Genomic DNA, 17,736 nt, shown 5'->3' on the forward strand with positions numbered 1-17,736 from the left:
TCGGAATGCCGTTCAGTGGAGACCAGGTTTGATACGCATTATGACCAGGGGCGATCGGCTGACCGCCCCGATAATGTTACATCGCCTGGGTGAAAGTCCGCGAGATGACATCCTGCTGCTGCTCGCGGGTGAGCGCGTTAAAGCGCACCGCATAACCGGAAACGCGAATCGTCAGGTTCGGGTAGCTTTCCGGATGTTCGATGGCATCCAGCAGCATTTCCCGGTTCATGACGTTGACGTTCAGATGCTGACCGCCTTCCACATGCGCTTCATGATGGAAGTAGCCATCAAGTAGCCCGACCAGGTTGGTTTTCCGCACCGGAGCTTCTTTGCCCAGCGCCGCTGGCACAATGGAGAAGGTGTATGAAATACCGTCTTTGGCATAGGTGAATGGCAGCTTCGCCACGGAGGTCAGCGAGGCGACCGCGCCTTTGCGGTCGCGTCCGTGCATCGGGTTGGCTCCCGGCGCGAACGGCGTACCGGCACGGCGTCCGTCCGGCGTATTCCCGGTTTTCTGCCCGTACACCACGTTTGAGGTAATGGTCAGAATGGACTGGGTCGGCACCGCATTGCGGTAGGTCGGCAACACCTTAATTTTCTTCATAAAACGTTCGACCAGATCGCAGGCGATACTGTCGACGCGCTCGTCGTTATTACCGTACTGCGGGTAGTCGCCTTCGATAACAAAATCGACCGCCAGGCCGTTATGGTCGCGCACCGGTTTTACCTTCGCGTATTTGATGGCGGAAAGGGAGTCCGCCGCCACTGACAGCCCGGCAATACCGCAGGCCATGGTGCGATACACGTCGCGGTCATGAAGCGCCATTAACGAGGCTTCATAGCTATACTTATCGTGCATGTAGTGAATGATGTTCAGCGCGCTGATGTACTGCACCGCCAGCCAGTCCATAAAGTGGTCGAGACTTTCCATCACGGTGTCATAATCCAGCACATCGTCCATCAGCGGCGCGGTTTTTGGCCCAACCTGGATTTTCAGCTTCTCATCCACGCCGCCATTGATCGCGTACAGCAGCGTTTTGGCGAGGTTGGCGCGCGCGCCGAAGAACTGCATCTGCTTACCGATTACCATCGGGCTAACACAACAGGCGATCGCGTAGTCGTCGCTGTTAAAGTCAGTACGCATGAGATCGTCATTTTCGTATTGCAGCGACGACGTGACGATAGATACTTGCGCAGCGTACTTTTTAAAGGCCACCGGCAGCGCTTCCGACCACAGCACGGTAAGGTTTGGTTCCGGCGCGGGCCCCATAGTGTGCAGCGTATGCAGGTAACGGAAAGCGTTCTTCGTCACCAGCGTGCGACCATCCAGCCCCATCCCGCCGATCACTTCCGTCGCCCAGATCGGATCGCCGGAGAACAGGGTGTCGAATTCCGGCGTACGCAGGAAGCGCACCATGCGGATCTTCATAATGAAATGATCGATCAACTCCTGCGCCTGTTGCTCTGTCAGGATCCCCGCCTTGAAGTCACGTTCAATGTAGATATCGAGGAACGACGCGGTACGCCCCAGCGACATCGCGCCGCCGTTTTGCGACTTCACTGCCGCCAGGTAGGCAAAGTAGAGCCACTGTACTGCTTCCTGAGCGTTGCGCGCTGGACGCGAGATATCGAAACCATATTTTGCCGCCATCTCCTGCATTTGCAGCAGCGCGCGGCGGTGTTCCGCCAGCTCCTCGCGCAGTCGGATGGTGGCTTCGAGATTTTGCCCCCACTCCAGGTTTGACTGGAGATCGGCGAACTGCAGTTCACGCTCGCGCACCAGATAGCGGATGCCGTACAGCGCCACGCGGCGGTAGTCGCCAATAATTCGCCCGCGGCCATAGCCGTCCGGCAGACCGGTCAGGACGCCGGATTTACGGCAGCGCAGCATGTCCGGCGAATAGGCGTCGAAAACCCCCTGGTTGTGGGTTTTTCGTAGCTCGGTGAACAGGTATTCGAAGTGTGGGTCCATCTCGCGACCATAAGCCTCAAACGAGCTTTTGATCATATTGATGCCGCCAAACGGATGCAGGGCACGCTTGAGCGGTTTGTCCGTTTGCAGACCGACGATTTTTTCCAGCGACTGCTCGATATAGCCCGCGTCATGCGCGGTGATCGTCGTGGCGATATTAGTGTCGAAATCAACCGGCGCATGGGTCGCGTTTTCGATGCGAATCCCCGCCATCACCTTTTCCCACAGCGCCGTTGTGGCTGGCGTCGCTTCCGCGAGAAAAGATTCATCCCCTTCATAAGGCGTATAGTTGTGCTGAATAAAATCACGGACATTAATTTCTTCTTTCCAGTCCGTACCTTTAAAACCCTGCCATGCGTCGGCGTACAGCATATCGCTGGTATCGATATTTACCTTCATGAAAAATAATCTCTCTACAGAACAACAATGAATTAAGCGAGTTCCACTGGCGCGTGAATACGGCCTAACTGGATCGCATCAAGCGCAATCATTTTTTCTTCATTGGTCGGAATAACGGCGCACATGACCCGGGCATCGCTGGCGGAAATAATGCGTTCGCCGTGGGAATTCGGCAGGCTATTTCTGTCACTGTCGAGCGTAACGCCCAGCACCGCCAGACGCTCTGCTACCAGGCGACGAATTAAGACCGAGTTCTCGCCGATACCGCCGGTGAAAACAATGCCGTCCAGACGATGTAACGACGCTGCATGCCCGGCGATATGGCGGGCGATACGGTGGACGAACGTTTTGATCGCCAGTTGCGCCCGCGCGTGTCCTTCATGCCAGGCTTTTTCCAGCACTCTTAAGTCGGACGATAAACCCGAAATTCCCAGCAGACCGGACTCTTTGTTGACCACCCGCTCCAGATCGCTCAGGGTCTGACCGGTTTCGCTGGCGACCCACGCCATCGCCCCGAAGTCGACATCGCCGCTGCGGGTGCCCATCATCAGCCCTTCCAGCGGCGTCATGCCCATTGAGGTGTCCACGCTCTGCCCGTTACGAACCGCGCAGACAGACGCGCCATTGCCAAGATGCGCCACCACCAGGCCTGAATCGTCATCAGCAAGATCCAGCAGCGCATGCGCCCGCAGAGACACATAGCGATGTGACGTGCCATGAAAGCCGTAACGCCGCACGCCGAGTTGTTCGTAATATTCCCACGGCAGGCCGTACAGGTAGGCCTCAGGCGCCATCGTCTGATGAAAACTGGTATCAAAAACAGCGACCTGCGTGACGCCGGGAAATAACTGCTGTGCGGATTCTATTCCGCTCAGATTCGCATAGTTATGTAACGGCGCTAACGGTGAAACCCGGCGGATATTGTCGATGACCTCATCGGTAATAATGGCCGACGCGGTAAAGATATTTCCACCGTGGGCGATGCGGTGGCCAATTAAGGCCACGCTGTCGTTTAAATTACGTTTTTCCAGTTCGAAGGCGATCGCCTTTAATGCCCCTTCGTAACTGTGGTGAGCCAGCGTTGCTGGCTCTCCTCCGTTTACCGACAAGAAGGCGCTTTCAGTGTTAATGCCGTCAGCAATACCTGCCATTAAAACGTCGCAGTTTGTTGCATCCAGCACTGAAAACTTAATTGAAGACGAACCGCAGTTAATTACCAGAACTACAGGAAATTCAGTCATTTCACTACTCCGCTCATCCTGAGCCTAAGGCTTAAAACAGTTTGTACACGATGTTCAGGATGGTCAGCAGACCAATGACGGTGACAAACACGTTATCCAGACGGCCACGGTATTTCGCCAGCGAAGGCGCTTTACGAATGGCGTACATCGGCAGCAGGCAGAGCAGCGAGGCGATAATCGGCGCGCCCATCGCTTCAATCAGGTCCAGAATATTCGGGTTGGCATAGGCCACAACCCAGGTGGACCCCATGATAAAGATCATGCTGAGGGTATTGAGTTTACCCATCGAGACTTTAGTTTTATCGCCCTTATAGCCAAACTTAAGGATCAGACCGTTCAGCCCTTCCAGCGTGCCCAGATAGTGCCCGAAGAACGATTTGAAAATGGCGACCAGCGCGATAATCGACGCGCCGTATTCCAGCGTGGTCGCGAACGTTGACTTAGTACCGGACATTGAGGCGAAGTGGTTCGCCAGGTAAGAGAGCACAGGGATGTTCTGCGCTTTCGCATCCGCCATGTTTTGCGGCGAGAGCGTAAACAGGCAGCTGAAGGCGAAGAACATTACCACGGCGACCATCAGCATGCTGGCGCGGGAGATGATCTGTGAACATTTCTGCTCGGTAAAGTCGCGGCCAAAATCTTTCTCATACTCTTCGCGCTTCGACACCACGAACGAGGAGACGATCGGCGAGAAGTTAAACGAGAACACCATAATGGAGATACCGAGCCATACGGTGACCAGAATGCCATCGTGACCGGTCAGCGCGATGTTGCTCAGATCGACCTGATCGATCACCGCCGAATTCCAGTACGGGATCAGCGACAGTGAAATCAGCACCAGGCTGGCGATAAACGGCCAGACCAGATAGCTCATCACTTTTACCATCAGATCCTTACCAAACCAGATGACAAACGCCATCAGCAAGAGCAGGAACAGCGCCACAAAGCCGCGGTTCAGGGCTGGCAACTGCAACTGGTTTTCCCAGAAGGTCATGAAGGTGTTGGTAATGGTCACGCCGTAAATCCACAACAGCGGACAAATGGCGAAGAAGTAGAGGAACGTGATCACCACGCCGCCCGTCTTGCCAAAGTGCTCTTCTACCGTTTCCGTAATGTTACCGGACGGGTTCGAGCCGGACAGGCACAGGCGCGCCAGCGCCCGGTGGCAGTAAAAGGCGATGGGGTACGCCAGCACCAGCATCAGTAGAATGGGGATCAGGCCGCCAAATCCGGCGCGAATGGGGAAGAACAGCACTCCGGCGCCGATGGCGGTACCAAATAATCCCAGTGTCCAGGTGGTGTCCGATTTACGCCAGGACGACTGTTTTGTCTGGCTGGATACAATGCTATCAGTAGTACTCATATCCTATCCTCAACGAAAAGATGAATAGCCGGTGTTAAGCGTCTGCTAAACCCGTTATTTGCGATACACGAGAAAGATCGATATTGCCGCCAGAAATAATGCTGACCGTTTTTCTGTTCTGGATATAGCTATCTAATTTCCCGCTTAATAAAGCGGCACAAGCCAGTGCGCCAGCGCCTTCTGTCACCACTTTATTGCGCTGAATTAAGGCAATCATGCTGTTGCGTATTTCGTCTTCGCTCACGAGGACTATGTCATCCACTAATTCACGCACAATTTCGTAAGTTAAATTACCCGGGCGGGAAACGTCACAACCATCCGCCAGGGTGCCGGTCGTTCGGTGCGTGGTTATTTCTCCGGCCTGATAAGATGCCGCCATACCGTGTACGTTTTCAGCCTGAACGCCGATGACTTTAATTGTCGGGTTAATGGATTTAATCGCGATGGCAATCCCGGCAATTAAACCGCCGCCGCCAATAGGTACAATAACGTTATCGACGTCATAAAGATCCTCCATGATTTCCAGACCAATTGTGCCTTGCCCGGCAATGACTTTCGGATCGTCATACGGTGGAATAAAAATACGGCCTTCGGTTTCTACAATTTCGCTGACCTTGGCGATGGTGTCGTTAAAGTTATCCCCGTGCAGCACCACCTCCGCGGAGTAGTCGCAGGTCGCGGCAACTTTTGATTTCGGCGCGCCTTTTGGCATCACCACTTTGCCGTCAATACCGAGCATCGCGCAGGAGAGCGATACGCCCTGCGCGTGGTTGCCCGCGGAACAGGCCACCACGCCCTTGCGTTTTTCCGCATCCGTCAGCGAACTTAACTTGTTAAACGCGCCGCGGATTTTAAAAGAACCGGTACGCTGCATATTTTCGAACTTGAGAAATATTTCACCTTTACAGCGCTCACTAAAATAGTTCGAACGCGGCATGCCTGTTTTATATATTTTTCCTGCCAGGCGTTTTTTGGCTTCGAGGATATCGTCAATGGCAACCGGTAGATCGTAAGTAATGTGCATTGTAACCTCTTACTTATTGTAAAGTAATAAATGACCGTGACCAACGGCTGAAATACAGCGCGATGGCGTTAATATTGGATTAACTAAATTTAATTGGGTTAATCGATTTCAATTAATTGCTTTCGTCTGCGACCTTTATAAGATGAATACTCTTTCGCTAATTCCACCAACACCGAGGCGGCTTTTTTAATACGATAATTTTTAGACCATATTGCAGCATATCGCGCAATGGGTAATAATTCTTCTACAGGGAGCGTAATAAACTGGTTTGAACCAAAAGGCGCGGTCATGTCACATGGAATAACAGTTAAAAAATCGGCATTGAGAACAAGATTATAAATGGTGACGACGGAGTCGGTTTTAACGATGTTTTCAATACTGATGCCATTTCTTTGCAGGGTGGTGAGGAGTTCGCTGTAGTAGCCCATATTCGTTTGTGGCAGCACCCACTGTTCGTTTTGCAACGATTCCAGCGTGGTGGTGCCGGTGCATGTTCGGGACTTATTCGCCACCAGCACGAACTCTGACTCGAACAACGGCTCGACATGGAGATCCTGTAACTTCATTTCATCGCTGAGCGTGCCAATAGCAAAGTCCAGTCGTCCGTCGCGAATCGCTGGCAGAAACGAGGAGAGCTGCGCCTCATACATAGAGACCTGCGATTTCGGGTAGACCTCTTTGAACTTCTGGATCATATCGGACATAAAGGTAAATCCAATCAGCGACGGGAATCCGAAGGAGACGTCCACCACCGCGCTGTCGGTCATGCTGTTCATCTCATTCACCATGTTTTTCATCTCGCGAGTGATGGACTCTGACCACGAGAGTAAAACCTGCCCTGCGTGGGTTAAGGTGACGCCGGTGTTTTTCCGCACCACCAACTCAACGCCGAAATACGCTTCAATATCGTTAATGATTTTACTGACCGCCGGTTGAGTTAACCCTAATTCTTTCGCCGCAGATCCGATCGAACCACTTCTGATTACTTCCTGAAAGACCACCAACTGCTGAGTTTTTGGGAGAGCAAACGTATTCATATCGACCTGCGTAAATAACTTTGTTGACGGCGTGGAGTGTAACAAATTACGTAAAGGGGGATATGTGCGACCACTCACAAATTGCCTTGCCATTATTTTATGAAGCTGGCAAATAAATTATTAAATTTATATTTTTCAAACAGTTATATAATTACAATGTCGCTTTAGTCTGATTTTAGTCAAAAAAATAGGGGGGGATAACAATATTTTATGGCGATAACATCGATAAACTTGTGGTTATTTTCAAAATCGGCGAATGATGATATTTCAAGCAATTATCGTGCAATTAACGTTCAAATATGTCATTAAATTTAATGTGCAATTTATCAAATATAATTATATATAAAACATAAATGACGTTAAATATTGTGGCATATCACATTTTTTTGCCGTATTTGTTTGTAAATAAACATTACTTTTATCAATAATTAAATATAAGCATACAATTCATTATCATTACCAACAAACCATTAACACTAGTTTTTATAGATTTTATAGCAAGTAATTTTGTGAAGGCGATCGTTTGCTTTTTGTTTCTGTCGCAAAAAGAATCAAAGCCAGCGTTTTGTGTTTCCTGTCACATATCGGGAAATCTATTGCGTTCAATACGCTCCCCTGCCGAATGGTTATCCTTGTGGACAGGCATTCATCTGCTTCACAAAAGCAAAAACCCCGCCTGATGGGGGGGTCAGTAATGAGCTGAAGCTGACCGGTAAGCCGCTTTCTTTTGGGTATAGCGTCGTGGACAGGCATTCATCTGCTTCACAAAAGCAAAAACCCCGCCTGATGGCGGGGTTTCAGTAATGAGTTGAAGCTGACCGATAAGCCGGGTTCTGTCGTGGACAGTCATTCATCTAGGCCAGCAATCGCTCACTGGCTCAAGCAGCCTACCCGGGTTCAGTACGGGCCGTACCTTATGAACCCCTATTTGGCCTTGCTCCGGGTGGAGTTTACCGTGCCACGGACTGTTACCAGCCGCGCGGTGCGCTCTTACCGCACCCTTTCACCCTTACCTGATCCCACGTGTGTGGGCCATCGGCGGTTTGCTCTCTGTTGCACTGGTCGTGGGTTTCCCCCCCAGGCGTTACCTGGCACCCTGCCCTATGGAGCCCGGACTTTCCTCCCCTCCGCCTGTCTCCCCCGAAAGGGACGACGACGAAGCGGCGACTGTCTGGTCAGCTTCGGCGCGAAGTATAGAGGGTTTACGCGCCCTTGTCACCCCGCGCTGCGCATTCCCATCGCCAGCGTGGCCGCAATATTTCGCGAAGCGCGGTAAATATTGTCAAATGCGCCCCGGAAGGCTTCTTCCAGCGTGCCAATGCTGCTTAATACGCTAAACACGGCATCAATACCGTGCTGGTGCACCACCGCGACGTCACGCGTCAGGCTGCCGGCAATACCTATCACCGGCTTGTGGTATTTCTTCGCCACGCTCGCCACGCCGACCGGTACTTTTCCGTGAATGCTCTGACTGTCAATTCGTCCTTCGCCAGTCACCACCAGCGTACAGTCGTGGATATGCTCTTCCAGATTCAGCGCCTGGGTCACAATCTCGATACCGCTTTTCAGCTCCGCGCCGAGAAAGGCCATCAGCGCCGCGCCCATACCGCCCGCCGCGCCTGCGCCAGGAACGTCTCTGACATCCACCCGTAGCGATTTTTTGATGATATCGGCGTAATGGGCAAGATTGGCGTCCAGTTCGACAATTAACGCCTCGGTCGCGCCTTTCTGCGGTCCAAAAATTCGCGATGCACCCTTTTCCCCCACCAGCGGATTGGTGACGTCGCAGGCAACGCGAATCGTGCAGGCGCGTAATCGCGGATCAAGACCCGAAATATCAATTGCGTTGAGGCTGTTCAGGCAGCCTCCGCCATAGCCGATCTCGGTGCCATTGGCGTCGCACAGTTTCGCGCCCAGCGCCTGTATCATACCCGCGCCGCCGTCATTGGTGGCGCTGCCGCCAATACCGATGATGATGTTTCGCGCCCCGCTTTCCAGCGCCTGCAAAATCAGCTCGCCCGTGCCGCGAGAGGTGGTGATCAGCGGATTGCGTTTTTCCGGGGGAACCAGCGCCAGTCCGCTGGCTGCCGCCATTTCGATAAACGCGGTTTTTCCGTCTCCTGACATGCCCCAGTTGGCATTGACCTTTTCCCCCAACGGGCCGGTAACCCAAGCGGAATGTTCAGTTCCCTGCGTGGCGGCAATCATGGCTTCAACTGTTCCTTCACCACCGTCGGCGACGGGAACAGAAACATATTGCGCATCCGGAAAAATTTCCCGGAATCCTTTTTCTATTGCCTGAGCTACCTCACTGGCAGAAAGGCTTTCTTTATAAGAGTCTGGGGCAATGACGATTTTCATAGGGGTAGCCTGTTACTGCATAACGCCAATTAGCGTTTCACTGTTCCGGCCTGCGCCAGGCAGGCCAGATTGCTGCGTGCCACGAGGCACGACGTGATTAGCGAGTGACTTCCACTTTCGCCAGTTTTTCGTAATAGCATGCCAGCGCGCTGTGATCGGCCGTCCCCAGCCCGTCCGCGCGTAGCGCCTGCATCATCTCCATCACCGCAGCGGTCAGCGGCAGCTGCGCGCCGACACCGTGCGACGTATCCAGCGCGTTCGCCAGATCTTTAATATGCAGATCGATACGGAAGCCCGGTTTGAAGTTGCGATCCATGACCATCGGCGCTTTCGCATCCAGCACGGTACTGCCCGCCAGACCGCCGCGAATCGCCTGATATACCAGGTCCGGGTTTACCCCCGCTTTGGTCGCCAGCGTCAGCGCTTCTGACATCGCGGCAATATTCAGCGCCACAATCACCTGGTTTGCCAGCTTGGTGACGTTACCCGCGCCGATTTCACCGGTATGCACCACGGATCCCGCCATCGCCTTCAGCAGATCGTAATATTTGTCGAAGATCGCTTTGTCGCCGCCCACCATGACGGACAACGTGCCGTCGATGGCTTTCGGTTCGCCGCCGCTGACCGGCGCGTCGAGCATATCAATCCCTTTGGCCTTCAGCGCGTCGCTGATTTCACGGCTTGCCAGCGGCGCGATCGAACTCATGTCGATCAAAACGGTGCCCGGCTTCGCGCCTTCAATAATGCCGCCTTCACCTAGCGCAACGTCTTTCACGTGCGGGGAGTTCGGCAGCATGGTGATGATCACATCACACTGCTCAGCGATCGCTTTTGCGGTAGAGGCGGTTTCTGCCCCGGCAGCAATAACTTCAGCAATCGCTTCAGGGTTACGGTCAGAAACCACCAGCGAGTAACCTGCTTTCAGGAGGTTTTTACTCATTGGTTTACCCATGATACCCAGGCCAATAAAACCAACTTTCATCGTCATATCACTATTCTCTCTTGTTGCGGTGGTGGTTATTTCTTAAAGGAATCTGCCAGCTTCTGCGTGGCGGAACGGAATACGCCCAGATCGCTGCCCACGGCCACAAACGTCGCTCCCCACTCCAGATAACGGCGCGCATCGGCTTCAACCGGCGCCAGAATGCCGCAGGGTTTACCGTTCGCTTTCGCACGGGAAAAAATGTGCTGAATGGCTTTCTGAACGTCAGGATGCGACGCGTTGCCAAGGTGGCCTAACGCGGCAGCCAGATCGCTTGGCCCGACAAAAATACCGTCAACGCCTGCGGTTGCCGCAATCGCGTCCACGTTATCGACGCCCTGCTGGCTTTCGATCTGCACAATGATGGTGATGTTCTTATTCGACTGCGCAAAGTAATCCGCTACGGTGCCAAACATATTGGCGCGGTGTGATACGGATACGCCGCGAATCCCCTCTGGCGGATAGCGGGTCGCCGCCACGGCGTTTACGGCTTCTTGTTCTGTTTCCACAAACGGGATGAGGAAATTGTAAAAGCCGATATCCAGCAGACGCTTGATAATCACCGGCTCGTTGGTCGGCACGCGCACAACCGGCGCGCTGGCGCTACCTTTTAATGCCATCAGTTGCGGGATAAAGGTTGAGACATCGTTCGGCGCATGTTCGCCGTCCAGCACCAGCCAGTCAAAGCCCGCCAGACCGAGCACTTCGGTGCTGATGGGGCTTGCCAGCGCCGACCAGCAACCGATCTGCACCTGATGCGCAGCCAGCGCTGCCTTGAATTTGTTGGGGAAGATGTCGTTATTCATCACGTTTACCTTGTCACTTAACCGTTATATAGAGAGTTTTATAAACCGACGGACGGGTCACTATTTATTTACCCAGACATTTAAGCCGGTATTTTATTATTGTTTGACATTTACCGATGCTAATTAAAATAACCGACGGGTGTAATAAGTTCGTGGTTCAGTATAATCAGCAGCGGTGTATTAGGCATTGTGCAAACGCTCATTAAAGAAACGAGCATTAAATATTATTTTGAGCATATGCACATAAGCCTGGGCGCTGATGCACAGATTTACGCTTTGCTCACCCTGCGGGCGTGGCGTTCGCCACAACGGGTGATCGCGATCACATTCTTATTCCAGCGCGCCTGACATGCTTATTTTATCAAAATGACATTCTCTTTTTTCAGGTTCACTGAACGAATTATTTTTAGCTGGAGAATACTGAGCAATGGCTAACATCGACATCCGACAGGAATCGCCGACGGCGTTTTATATTAAAGTTCACGACATCGATAATGTGGCAATCATCGTTAACGACAATGGTTTAAAAGCCGGAACGCGTTTCCCGGACGGGCTTGAACTGATCGAACATATTCCGCAGGGGCACAAAGTGGCGCTGGTGGATATTCCCGCGCATGGTGAAATCGTTCGCTATGGCGAGGTGATTGGTTATGCCGTTCGCAATATCGCGCGCGGAAGCTGGATCGATGAGTCCATGGTGGAACTGCCGAAGGCGCCGCCACTGCACACGTTGCCGCTGGCGACCAAAGTGCCGGAGCCGCTGCCGCCGCTGGAAGGTTATACCTTTGAGGGCTATCGCAATGCCGATGGCAGCGTGGGCACCAAAAATCTGCTCGGCATTACCACCAGCGTCCACTGCGTGGCGGGTGTGGTCGATTATGTGGTGAAGATCATTGAGCGCGATCTGCTGCCTGACTACCCGAACGTCGACGGCGTCGTCGGCCTGAACCATCTGTACGGCTGCGGTGTGGCGATCAACGCCCCGGCAGCGGTAGTGCCGATTCGCACAATTCACAACATTTCGCTGAACCCGAACTTTGGCGGCGAAGTGATGGTCATCGGCCTCGGCTGTGAAAAACTGCAACCTGAGCGCCTGCTGGAAGGTACCGACGATGTGCAGAGTATCCCGGTGGACAGCGCCAGCATCGTGAGCTTGCAGGATGAAAAACACGTCGGTTTCCGCTCAATGGTGGATGACATTCTGCAGGTGGCTGAGCGCCATCTCGCGAAACTCAATCAGCGCCAGCGCGAAACCTGCCCGGCCTCTGAACTGGTCGTCGGGATGCAGTGCGGCGGCAGCGATGCGTTTTCCGGCGTCACGGCGAACCCGGCGGTAGGGTATGCCTCGGACCTGCTGGTTCGCTGCGGCGCCACGGTGATGTTCTCCGAAGTGACCGAAGTGCGTGACGCCATCCATCTGCTGACCCCGCGCACGGTCAACGAAGAGGTGGGCAAGCGCCTGCTCGAAGAGATGGCCTGGTACGATAACTACCTCGACATGGGGAAAACCGACCGCAGCGCCAACCCGTCACCGGGGAACAAAAAAGGCGGGCTGGCGAACGTGGTCGAAAAAGCGCTCGGCTCCATTGCCAAGTCAGGTAAGAGCGCGATTGTTGAAGTGCTGTCGCCGGGCCAGCGGCCAACGAAGCGCGGCCTGATATACGCGGCAACCCCCGCCAGCGACTTTGTCTGCGGCACCCAGCAGGTGGCGTCAGGGATCACCGTCCAGGTCTTTACTACCGGACGCGGTACCCCGTATGGGCTGATGGCGGTACCGGTGATCAAAATGGCTACCCGCACCGAGCTGGCAAACCGCTGGTATGACTTAATGGATATTAACGCCGGGACCATCGCCACCGGGGAAGAGACCATTGAAGAGGTCGGTCAGAAGCTGTTTGCGTTTATCCTGGAGGTAGCCAGCGGACGGAAGAAAACCTTCTCGGATCAATGGGGCCTTCATAACCAACTGGCAGTGTTTAACCCGGCGCCGGTGACGTGACGCCTCCCTTCTCTTCTGATAAAGCATGCCCGGCGGGCGTGCTTTTTTTTCGCCCGTAATCTTTCGCAAACCTTCTTTTGCTTTCGTAACTTTCATTTATCCGATCGAAATCACATAAAAACATTACGAAAGCCTATAAATTCTTTCGAAGAAGACAAACGAAAGATTTCGGAGGAAGGATGTTTATTATTTCCAGCAAGACCATGCTCAGGAAGGCCCAGCGCGAGGGTTACGCCGTACCGGCTTTCAACATCCACAATCTTGAAACCCTGCAGGTGGTCGTGGAAACCGCAGCAGAATTACGTTCCCCGTTGATCGTTGCGGGGACGCCAGGCACGTTTCGCTATGCAGGCGTGAGCAATATCGTCGCCATCGCCGGGGAACTGGCGAAGTCATGGAACCACCCTCTCGCGATCCATCTTGATCATCATGAAAAACGTGAAGATATAGAACAGAAAGTCGCTGCTGGCGTGCGTTCCGTCATGATCGACGGCTCGCACCTTCCGTTTGCCGACAATATTGCCCTGGTGAAAAATGTTGTCGATTACTGCCATCGTTACGACGTTAGCGTCGAAGCCGAGCTGGGCCGTTTGGGTGGACAGGAAGACGATTTGAGCGTTGACGAAAAAGACGCGCTTTACACCCATCCGCAGCAGGCCCGGGAGTTTGTCGCCGGAACCGGCATTGATTCTCTGGCCATAGCAATTGGAACGGCTCACGGCCTCTACACCGCCGAACCGCGACTGGATTTTCAGCGCCTGGCGGAGATTCGGCAACACGTGGATATTCCACTGGTACTGCACGGCGCCTCGGGCCTGCCCACCGGGGATATCCAACGCGCAATCTCACTCGGCATCTGCAAGGTTAACGTTGCCACCGAACTTAAAATTGCCTTTTCCGATGCCCTGAAAACCTATCTTAGTGAGCATCCCAAGGCCAATGATCCCCGACATTACATGGTGCCAGCCAAAGCCGCCATGAAAGCCGTCGTGCGCAAAGTCATCGCCGACTGCGGCTGCGAAGGCAAGCTTTGACAGATAGCGCATTCGCATTCAATACAAACGAAAGATATCGGAGTCAGAAGTGAAAGAAATTATCTCGCGTCATAAAGCCGGTGAACATGTCGGGATCTGTTCTGTCTGTTCAGCCCATCCGCTGGTCATTGAAGCGGCCCTGCGCTTTGATCTGCACAGCGACAACAAAGTGCTGATTGAAGCGACCTCTAACCAGGTTAATCAGTTCGGCGGGTATACCGGCATGAAACCCGCTGATTTCCGCGATTTTGTCTATGGCATTGCCCAGGAGGTTGGCTTCCCGCGTGAGCGTTTAATCCTTGGCGGGGATCATTTGGGCCCGAACTGTTGGCAGGATGAACCCGCAGCGGATGCGATGGAAAAATCGGTGGTGTTGATTCAGGCCTACGTCGCCGCAGGATTCAGTAAAATCCACCTGGACGCCTCTATGTCCTGCGCCGATGACCCCACGCCGCTCGACCCGATGGTGGTCGCCGAACGCGCAGCGGTACTTTGCCAGGCGGCTGAAGCGACGGCAACGGAAGAACAAAAACGCCGACTGACCTATGTAATCGGCACTGAAGTTCCGGTACCGGGCGGGGAAGCCAGCAGCATTGGGACGGTTCACGTCACCCGCGCCGACGATGCCGCCCGCACGCTGGAAACGCATCAGGTTGCCTTTCGCGCTCGGGGGCTTGATGAGGCCTTAACCCGCGTTATCGCCATCGTCGTGCAGCCCGGCGTGGAATTCGATCACACCCAAATTATCCACTACCAGCCTCAGGCTGCCGAAGCGCTCACTACCTGGATCAAGGCCACGCCAATGGTTTACGAAGCGCACTCCACAGACTACCAGACCCGACAAGCCTACCGCGCGCTGGTTCGTGATCACTACGCCATTCTCAAGGTCGGCCCGGCCCTGACTTTCGCTCTGCGTGAAGCCGTTTTTGCGCTGGCGCAGATGGAAGACGCCCTGATTTCGCCGGAACAACGCAGCCGGGTGCTGGAGGTGATCGATGAAGTGATGCTTAACGAGCCTGGATACTGGAAGAAGTATTACCGGCCGACCTGGAGCCAGGCGATGGTCGATATCCATTTCAGCCTGTCAGACCGTATCCGTTACTACTGGCCGCACCCGCGTATTCGGCAAAGTGTGGAAAAACTGATCGCCAATCTGAGTGGCGTCTCATTACCGCTGGGATTAATCAGCCAGTTTATGCCTGTACAGTTTGAACGGCTGTCGGAAGGCGCGCTAACCGCCACGCCGCGCAGCCTGATTATTGACAAAATTCAGGATGTTTTACGTGCATACCGGTTCGGTTGCGCGTCAGAAACAGCCTGAAAACCGGAGACGCTATGAGCCAACTTTTTGTCCGTACTGGAATTCATTTTACCTCGCGCCAGCAGGCGCTCGCGCACATTGCCGAGGAGATGCTGGCCAAAGGCGTGGTGCATGACACGTATCCGCAGGCGCTTCTCGAACGTGAAGCAAACTTTCCAACCGGCATCGCGCTGGAACGCCATGCCGTTGCGATTCCACACTGCGAAGCGGTTCACGCCAAATCGCCGGCGATCTACCTCATCCGTCCCGATACTCCGGTGGCGTTTCAGCAGGCCGATGACGACGGCGAAATTGCCGTTTCGCTGATCATCGCGCTGATCGTTGAAAACCCGACGGCGCAGCTGAAACTCCTGCGTCGTCTGTTTAGCGAACTGCAAAACCCGGACACCCTTGAAGCGTTACTGAGTGCCCCTGAAACAGCGCTGGCAGCCCGTTTTCAGGAAACTATCCTGATGCCTGAGCCTTGCGAACAGGCCTGATAATATACTGATAATGAAAGGAATACCCTATGAAACGTAAAGTGATTGTGGCCTGTGGCGGTGCTGTCGCGACCTCTACGCTGGCCGCGGAAGAAATTAAAGAGCTATGTGAAGCCAACGATATCACACTCGACCTGGTGCAATGTCGGGTCACGGAAATCGAAACCTATATGGACGGCGCCGATCTCATTTGCACCACCGCCCGCGTCGACCGCACCTTTGGCGATATTCCTGTCGTTCACGGTATGCCTTTTGTTTCCGGGGTGGGTATCGAAGCGTTGCAGCAAAAAATACTGACGATCCTCGTGGGGTGACGCCATGTTTAGCGAAATTATGCGTTATATCCTCGACTTAGGCCCAACGGTAATGCTGCCGCTGGTGATCATCATCTTCTCAAAACTGCTGGGGATGAAGCTCGGGGACTGTTTTAAATCGGGTCTGCATATTGGCATTGGCTTTGTCGGAATCGGCCTGGTGATCGGTCTGATGCTTGACTCTATTGGCCCTGCGGCGAAAGCGATGGCCGAACAATTTCAAATCAATCTTCACGTCATTGATGTTGGTTGGCCCGGCTCGTCACCCATGACCTGGGCCTCGCAAATTGCGCTGATCGCCATCCCGGTCGCGATTGGCGTCAATATTCTGATGCTGGTGACGCGTATGACCCGCGTTGTGAACGTCGACATCTGGAATATCTGGCACATGACCTTTACCGGTGCGATGCTGCATCTGGCGACCGGATCGTACTGGCTGGGGATCCTCGGCGTGATTGTCCATGCTGCCTTTGTTTACAAACTTGGCGACTGGTTCGCAAAAGATACCCGCGACTTCTTCGGTCTGGAAGGAATAGCTATCCCGCATGGCACCTCAGCCTACCTCGGTCCTGTCGCGGTACTGGTCGATACGGTTATCGACAAAATACCGGGCCTTAACCGCATTCATTTCAGCGCGGACGATGTGCAAAAACGCTTCGGTCCGTTTGGCGAGCCGGTGACCGTCGGTTTTGTGATGGGGTTGGTGATTGGCATGTTGGCAGGCTACGACATGAAAGCCGTCCTGCAACTGGCAGTCAAAACAGCGGCAGTGATGCTACTGATGCCGCGCGTGATCAAGCCGATCATGGATGGCTTAACGCCGATAGCCAAACAGGCGCGTAAACGTCTGCAGGCCCGATTTGGCGGCCAGGCGTTTCTGATTGGACTGGATCCGGCGCTGCTCCTCGGCCATACCTCTGTGGTTTCCGCGAGCCTGATTTTTATCCCGCTGACGATCCTGATTGCGGTGCTGGTCCCGGGTAACCAGGTGCTGCCGTTCGGCGACCTTGCGACTATCGGTTTCTTTGTCGCGATGGCGGTGGCGGTACATCAGGGCAACCTGTTCCGCACGCTGATATCCGGCGTCATCATTATGGGCATCACGCTGTGGATCGCCACGCAAACCATCGGTCTGCATACCCAGCTTGCCGCCAATGCCGGGGCGCTGAAAGCCGGTGGCATGGTGGCCTCCATGGACCAGGGGGGATCGCCGGTAACCTGGCTTCTGATCCAGCTCTTTACCTGGCAGAACGTTATAGGGTTCGTGGTGATTGCCGCCCTCTATTTCACCGGCGTACTGCTGACCTGGCGTCGGGCGCGTCATTTTGCAGCCGCGGAGCAAAACGCAACGCTGACGGAAAGTCAGCCCACCGTGTAATTTCAGGGGAGCGTTCGCTCCCCGTT

General features: G+C 54.0%; 14 protein-coding genes and 1 other RNA gene. 6 read left to right on the forward strand and 9 right to left on the reverse strand.

The features are described from left to right. Window positions 1–76 precede the first annotated feature (76 nt). From tdcE to garL, 9 genes are all read right to left on the reverse strand, one after another. Complete coding sequence (gene tdcE / locus OOJ60_RS08035; protein WP_205612366.1) at window positions 77–2,371, reverse strand: 2-ketobutyrate formate-lyase/pyruvate formate-lyase; 2,295 nt, start codon at window positions 2,369–2,371, stop codon at window positions 77–79. Window positions 2,372–2,403: 32 nt separating this feature from the next. After that, window positions 2,404–3,612 (reverse strand): propionate kinase, encoded by a 1,209-nt coding sequence (gene tdcD, locus OOJ60_RS08040; protein ID WP_060571083.1) that lies wholly within the window; start codon window positions 3,610–3,612, stop codon window positions 2,404–2,406. 31 nt (window positions 3,613–3,643) lie between these two features. Further along, window positions 3,644–4,975 carry a threonine/serine transporter TdcC gene (gene tdcC / locus OOJ60_RS08045; protein ID WP_042292876.1) on the reverse strand — a complete coding sequence of 444 codons (1,332 nt, stop codon included), beginning with the start codon at window positions 4,973–4,975 and terminating at the stop codon, window positions 3,644–3,646. 34 nt (window positions 4,976–5,009) lie between these two features. Next, window positions 5,010–5,999, reverse strand: a complete 990-nt coding sequence (gene tdcB, locus OOJ60_RS08050; RefSeq protein WP_042292873.1) for a bifunctional threonine ammonia-lyase/L-serine ammonia-lyase TdcB — start codon at window positions 5,997–5,999, stop codon at window positions 5,010–5,012. Window positions 6,000–6,097: 98 nt separating this feature from the next. Then, on the reverse strand, window positions 6,098–7,036 hold the full coding sequence (gene tdcA / locus OOJ60_RS08055; RefSeq protein ID WP_205612367.1) for a transcriptional regulator TdcA: 939 nt from the start codon (window positions 7,034–7,036) through the stop codon (window positions 6,098–6,100). An 806-nt stretch (window positions 7,037–7,842) separates the two neighbouring features. Next, window positions 7,843–8,219: RNase P RNA component class A (gene rnpB / locus OOJ60_RS08060), an RNA gene on the reverse strand. Window positions 8,220–8,251: 32 nt separating this feature from the next. Beyond that, window positions 8,252–9,397 carry a glycerate 2-kinase gene (gene garK, locus OOJ60_RS08065; RefSeq protein WP_205612368.1) on the reverse strand — a complete coding sequence of 382 codons (1,146 nt, stop codon included), beginning with the start codon at window positions 9,395–9,397 and terminating at the stop codon, window positions 8,252–8,254. A 97-nt stretch (window positions 9,398–9,494) separates the two neighbouring features. After that, complete coding sequence (gene garR / locus OOJ60_RS08070) at window positions 9,495–10,385, reverse strand: 2-hydroxy-3-oxopropionate reductase (RefSeq protein WP_042291774.1); 891 nt, start codon at window positions 10,383–10,385, stop codon at window positions 9,495–9,497. A gap of 29 nt (window positions 10,386–10,414) precedes the next feature. After that, the gene (gene garL, locus OOJ60_RS08075) at window positions 10,415–11,185 is read right to left on the reverse strand and encodes a 2-dehydro-3-deoxyglucarate aldolase (protein WP_205612369.1); all 771 of its coding nucleotides are present in this window, start codon (window positions 11,183–11,185) and stop codon (window positions 10,415–10,417) included. Between the two features lie 427 nt (window positions 11,186–11,612). Here garL and garD point away from each other — a divergent pair, with 427 nt between their 5' ends. From garD to OOJ60_RS08105, 6 genes are all read left to right on the forward strand, one after another. Continuing rightward, the gene (gene garD, locus OOJ60_RS08080) at window positions 11,613–13,184 is read left to right on the forward strand and encodes a galactarate dehydratase (protein WP_042291778.1); all 1,572 of its coding nucleotides are present in this window, start codon (window positions 11,613–11,615) and stop codon (window positions 13,182–13,184) included. A gap of 179 nt (window positions 13,185–13,363) precedes the next feature. Beyond that, window positions 13,364–14,218 carry a tagatose bisphosphate family class II aldolase gene (locus OOJ60_RS08085; protein ID WP_205612370.1) on the forward strand — a complete coding sequence of 285 codons (855 nt, stop codon included), beginning with the start codon at window positions 13,364–13,366 and terminating at the stop codon, window positions 14,216–14,218. A gap of 49 nt (window positions 14,219–14,267) precedes the next feature. Next, window positions 14,268–15,539: a tagatose-bisphosphate aldolase subunit GatZ gene (gatZ, locus tag OOJ60_RS08090; protein WP_042291781.1), complete on the forward strand. Its 1,272-nt coding sequence runs from the start codon at window positions 14,268–14,270 to the stop codon at window positions 15,537–15,539. Between the two features lie 14 nt (window positions 15,540–15,553). Further along, the gene (gene gatA / locus OOJ60_RS08095; protein WP_042291783.1) at window positions 15,554–16,018 is read left to right on the forward strand and encodes a PTS galactitol transporter subunit IIA; all 465 of its coding nucleotides are present in this window, start codon (window positions 15,554–15,556) and stop codon (window positions 16,016–16,018) included. A gap of 29 nt (window positions 16,019–16,047) precedes the next feature. Beyond that, the gene (gene gatB / locus OOJ60_RS08100) at window positions 16,048–16,332 is read left to right on the forward strand and encodes a PTS galactitol transporter subunit IIB (protein WP_042291785.1); all 285 of its coding nucleotides are present in this window, start codon (window positions 16,048–16,050) and stop codon (window positions 16,330–16,332) included. Between the two features lie 4 nt (window positions 16,333–16,336). After that, the gene (locus OOJ60_RS08105; protein WP_205612371.1) at window positions 16,337–17,710 is read left to right on the forward strand and encodes a galactitol-specific PTS transporter subunit IIC; all 1,374 of its coding nucleotides are present in this window, start codon (window positions 16,337–16,339) and stop codon (window positions 17,708–17,710) included. The last annotated feature ends 26 nt before the right edge of the window (window positions 17,711–17,736 follow it).

It is taken from the genome of Citrobacter sp. R4 (genome assembly GCF_026719175.1).
Taxonomy (GTDB): Bacteria; Pseudomonadota; Gammaproteobacteria; order Enterobacterales; family Enterobacteriaceae; genus Citrobacter_A; species Citrobacter_A sedlakii.

Excerpts from the sequence above, each read along its gene's own strand:
- tdcE (WP_205612366.1), bottom strand. The coding sequence starts at position 2,371 with ATGAAGGTAAATATCGATACCAGCGATATGCTGTACGCCGACGCATGG.
- tdcD (WP_060571083.1), bottom strand. The coding sequence starts at position 3,612 with ATGACTGAATTTCCTGTAGTTCTGGTAATTAACTGCGGTTCGTCTTCA.
- tdcC (WP_042292876.1), bottom strand. The coding sequence starts at position 4,975 with ATGAGTACTACTGATAGCATTGTATCCAGCCAGACAAAACAGTCGTCC.
- tdcB (WP_042292873.1), bottom strand. The coding sequence starts at position 5,999 with ATGCACATTACTTACGATCTACCGGTTGCCATTGACGATATCCTCGAA.
- tdcA (WP_205612367.1), bottom strand. The coding sequence starts at position 7,036 with ATGAATACGTTTGCTCTCCCAAAAACTCAGCAGTTGGTGGTCTTTCAG.
- garK (WP_205612368.1), bottom strand. The coding sequence starts at position 9,397 with ATGAAAATCGTCATTGCCCCAGACTCTTATAAAGAAAGCCTTTCTGCC.
- garR (WP_042291774.1), bottom strand. The coding sequence starts at position 10,385 with ATGACGATGAAAGTTGGTTTTATTGGCCTGGGTATCATGGGTAAACCA.
- garL (WP_205612369.1), bottom strand. The coding sequence starts at position 11,185 with ATGAATAACGACATCTTCCCCAACAAATTCAAGGCAGCGCTGGCTGCG.
- garD (WP_042291778.1), top strand. The coding sequence starts at position 11,613 with ATGGCTAACATCGACATCCGACAGGAATCGCCGACGGCGTTTTATATT.
- OOJ60_RS08085 (WP_205612370.1), top strand. The coding sequence starts at position 13,364 with ATGTTTATTATTTCCAGCAAGACCATGCTCAGGAAGGCCCAGCGCGAG.
- gatA (WP_042291783.1), top strand. The coding sequence starts at position 15,554 with ATGAGCCAACTTTTTGTCCGTACTGGAATTCATTTTACCTCGCGCCAG.
- gatB (WP_042291785.1), top strand. The coding sequence starts at position 16,048 with ATGAAACGTAAAGTGATTGTGGCCTGTGGCGGTGCTGTCGCGACCTCT.
- OOJ60_RS08105 (WP_205612371.1), top strand. The coding sequence starts at position 16,337 with ATGTTTAGCGAAATTATGCGTTATATCCTCGACTTAGGCCCAACGGTA.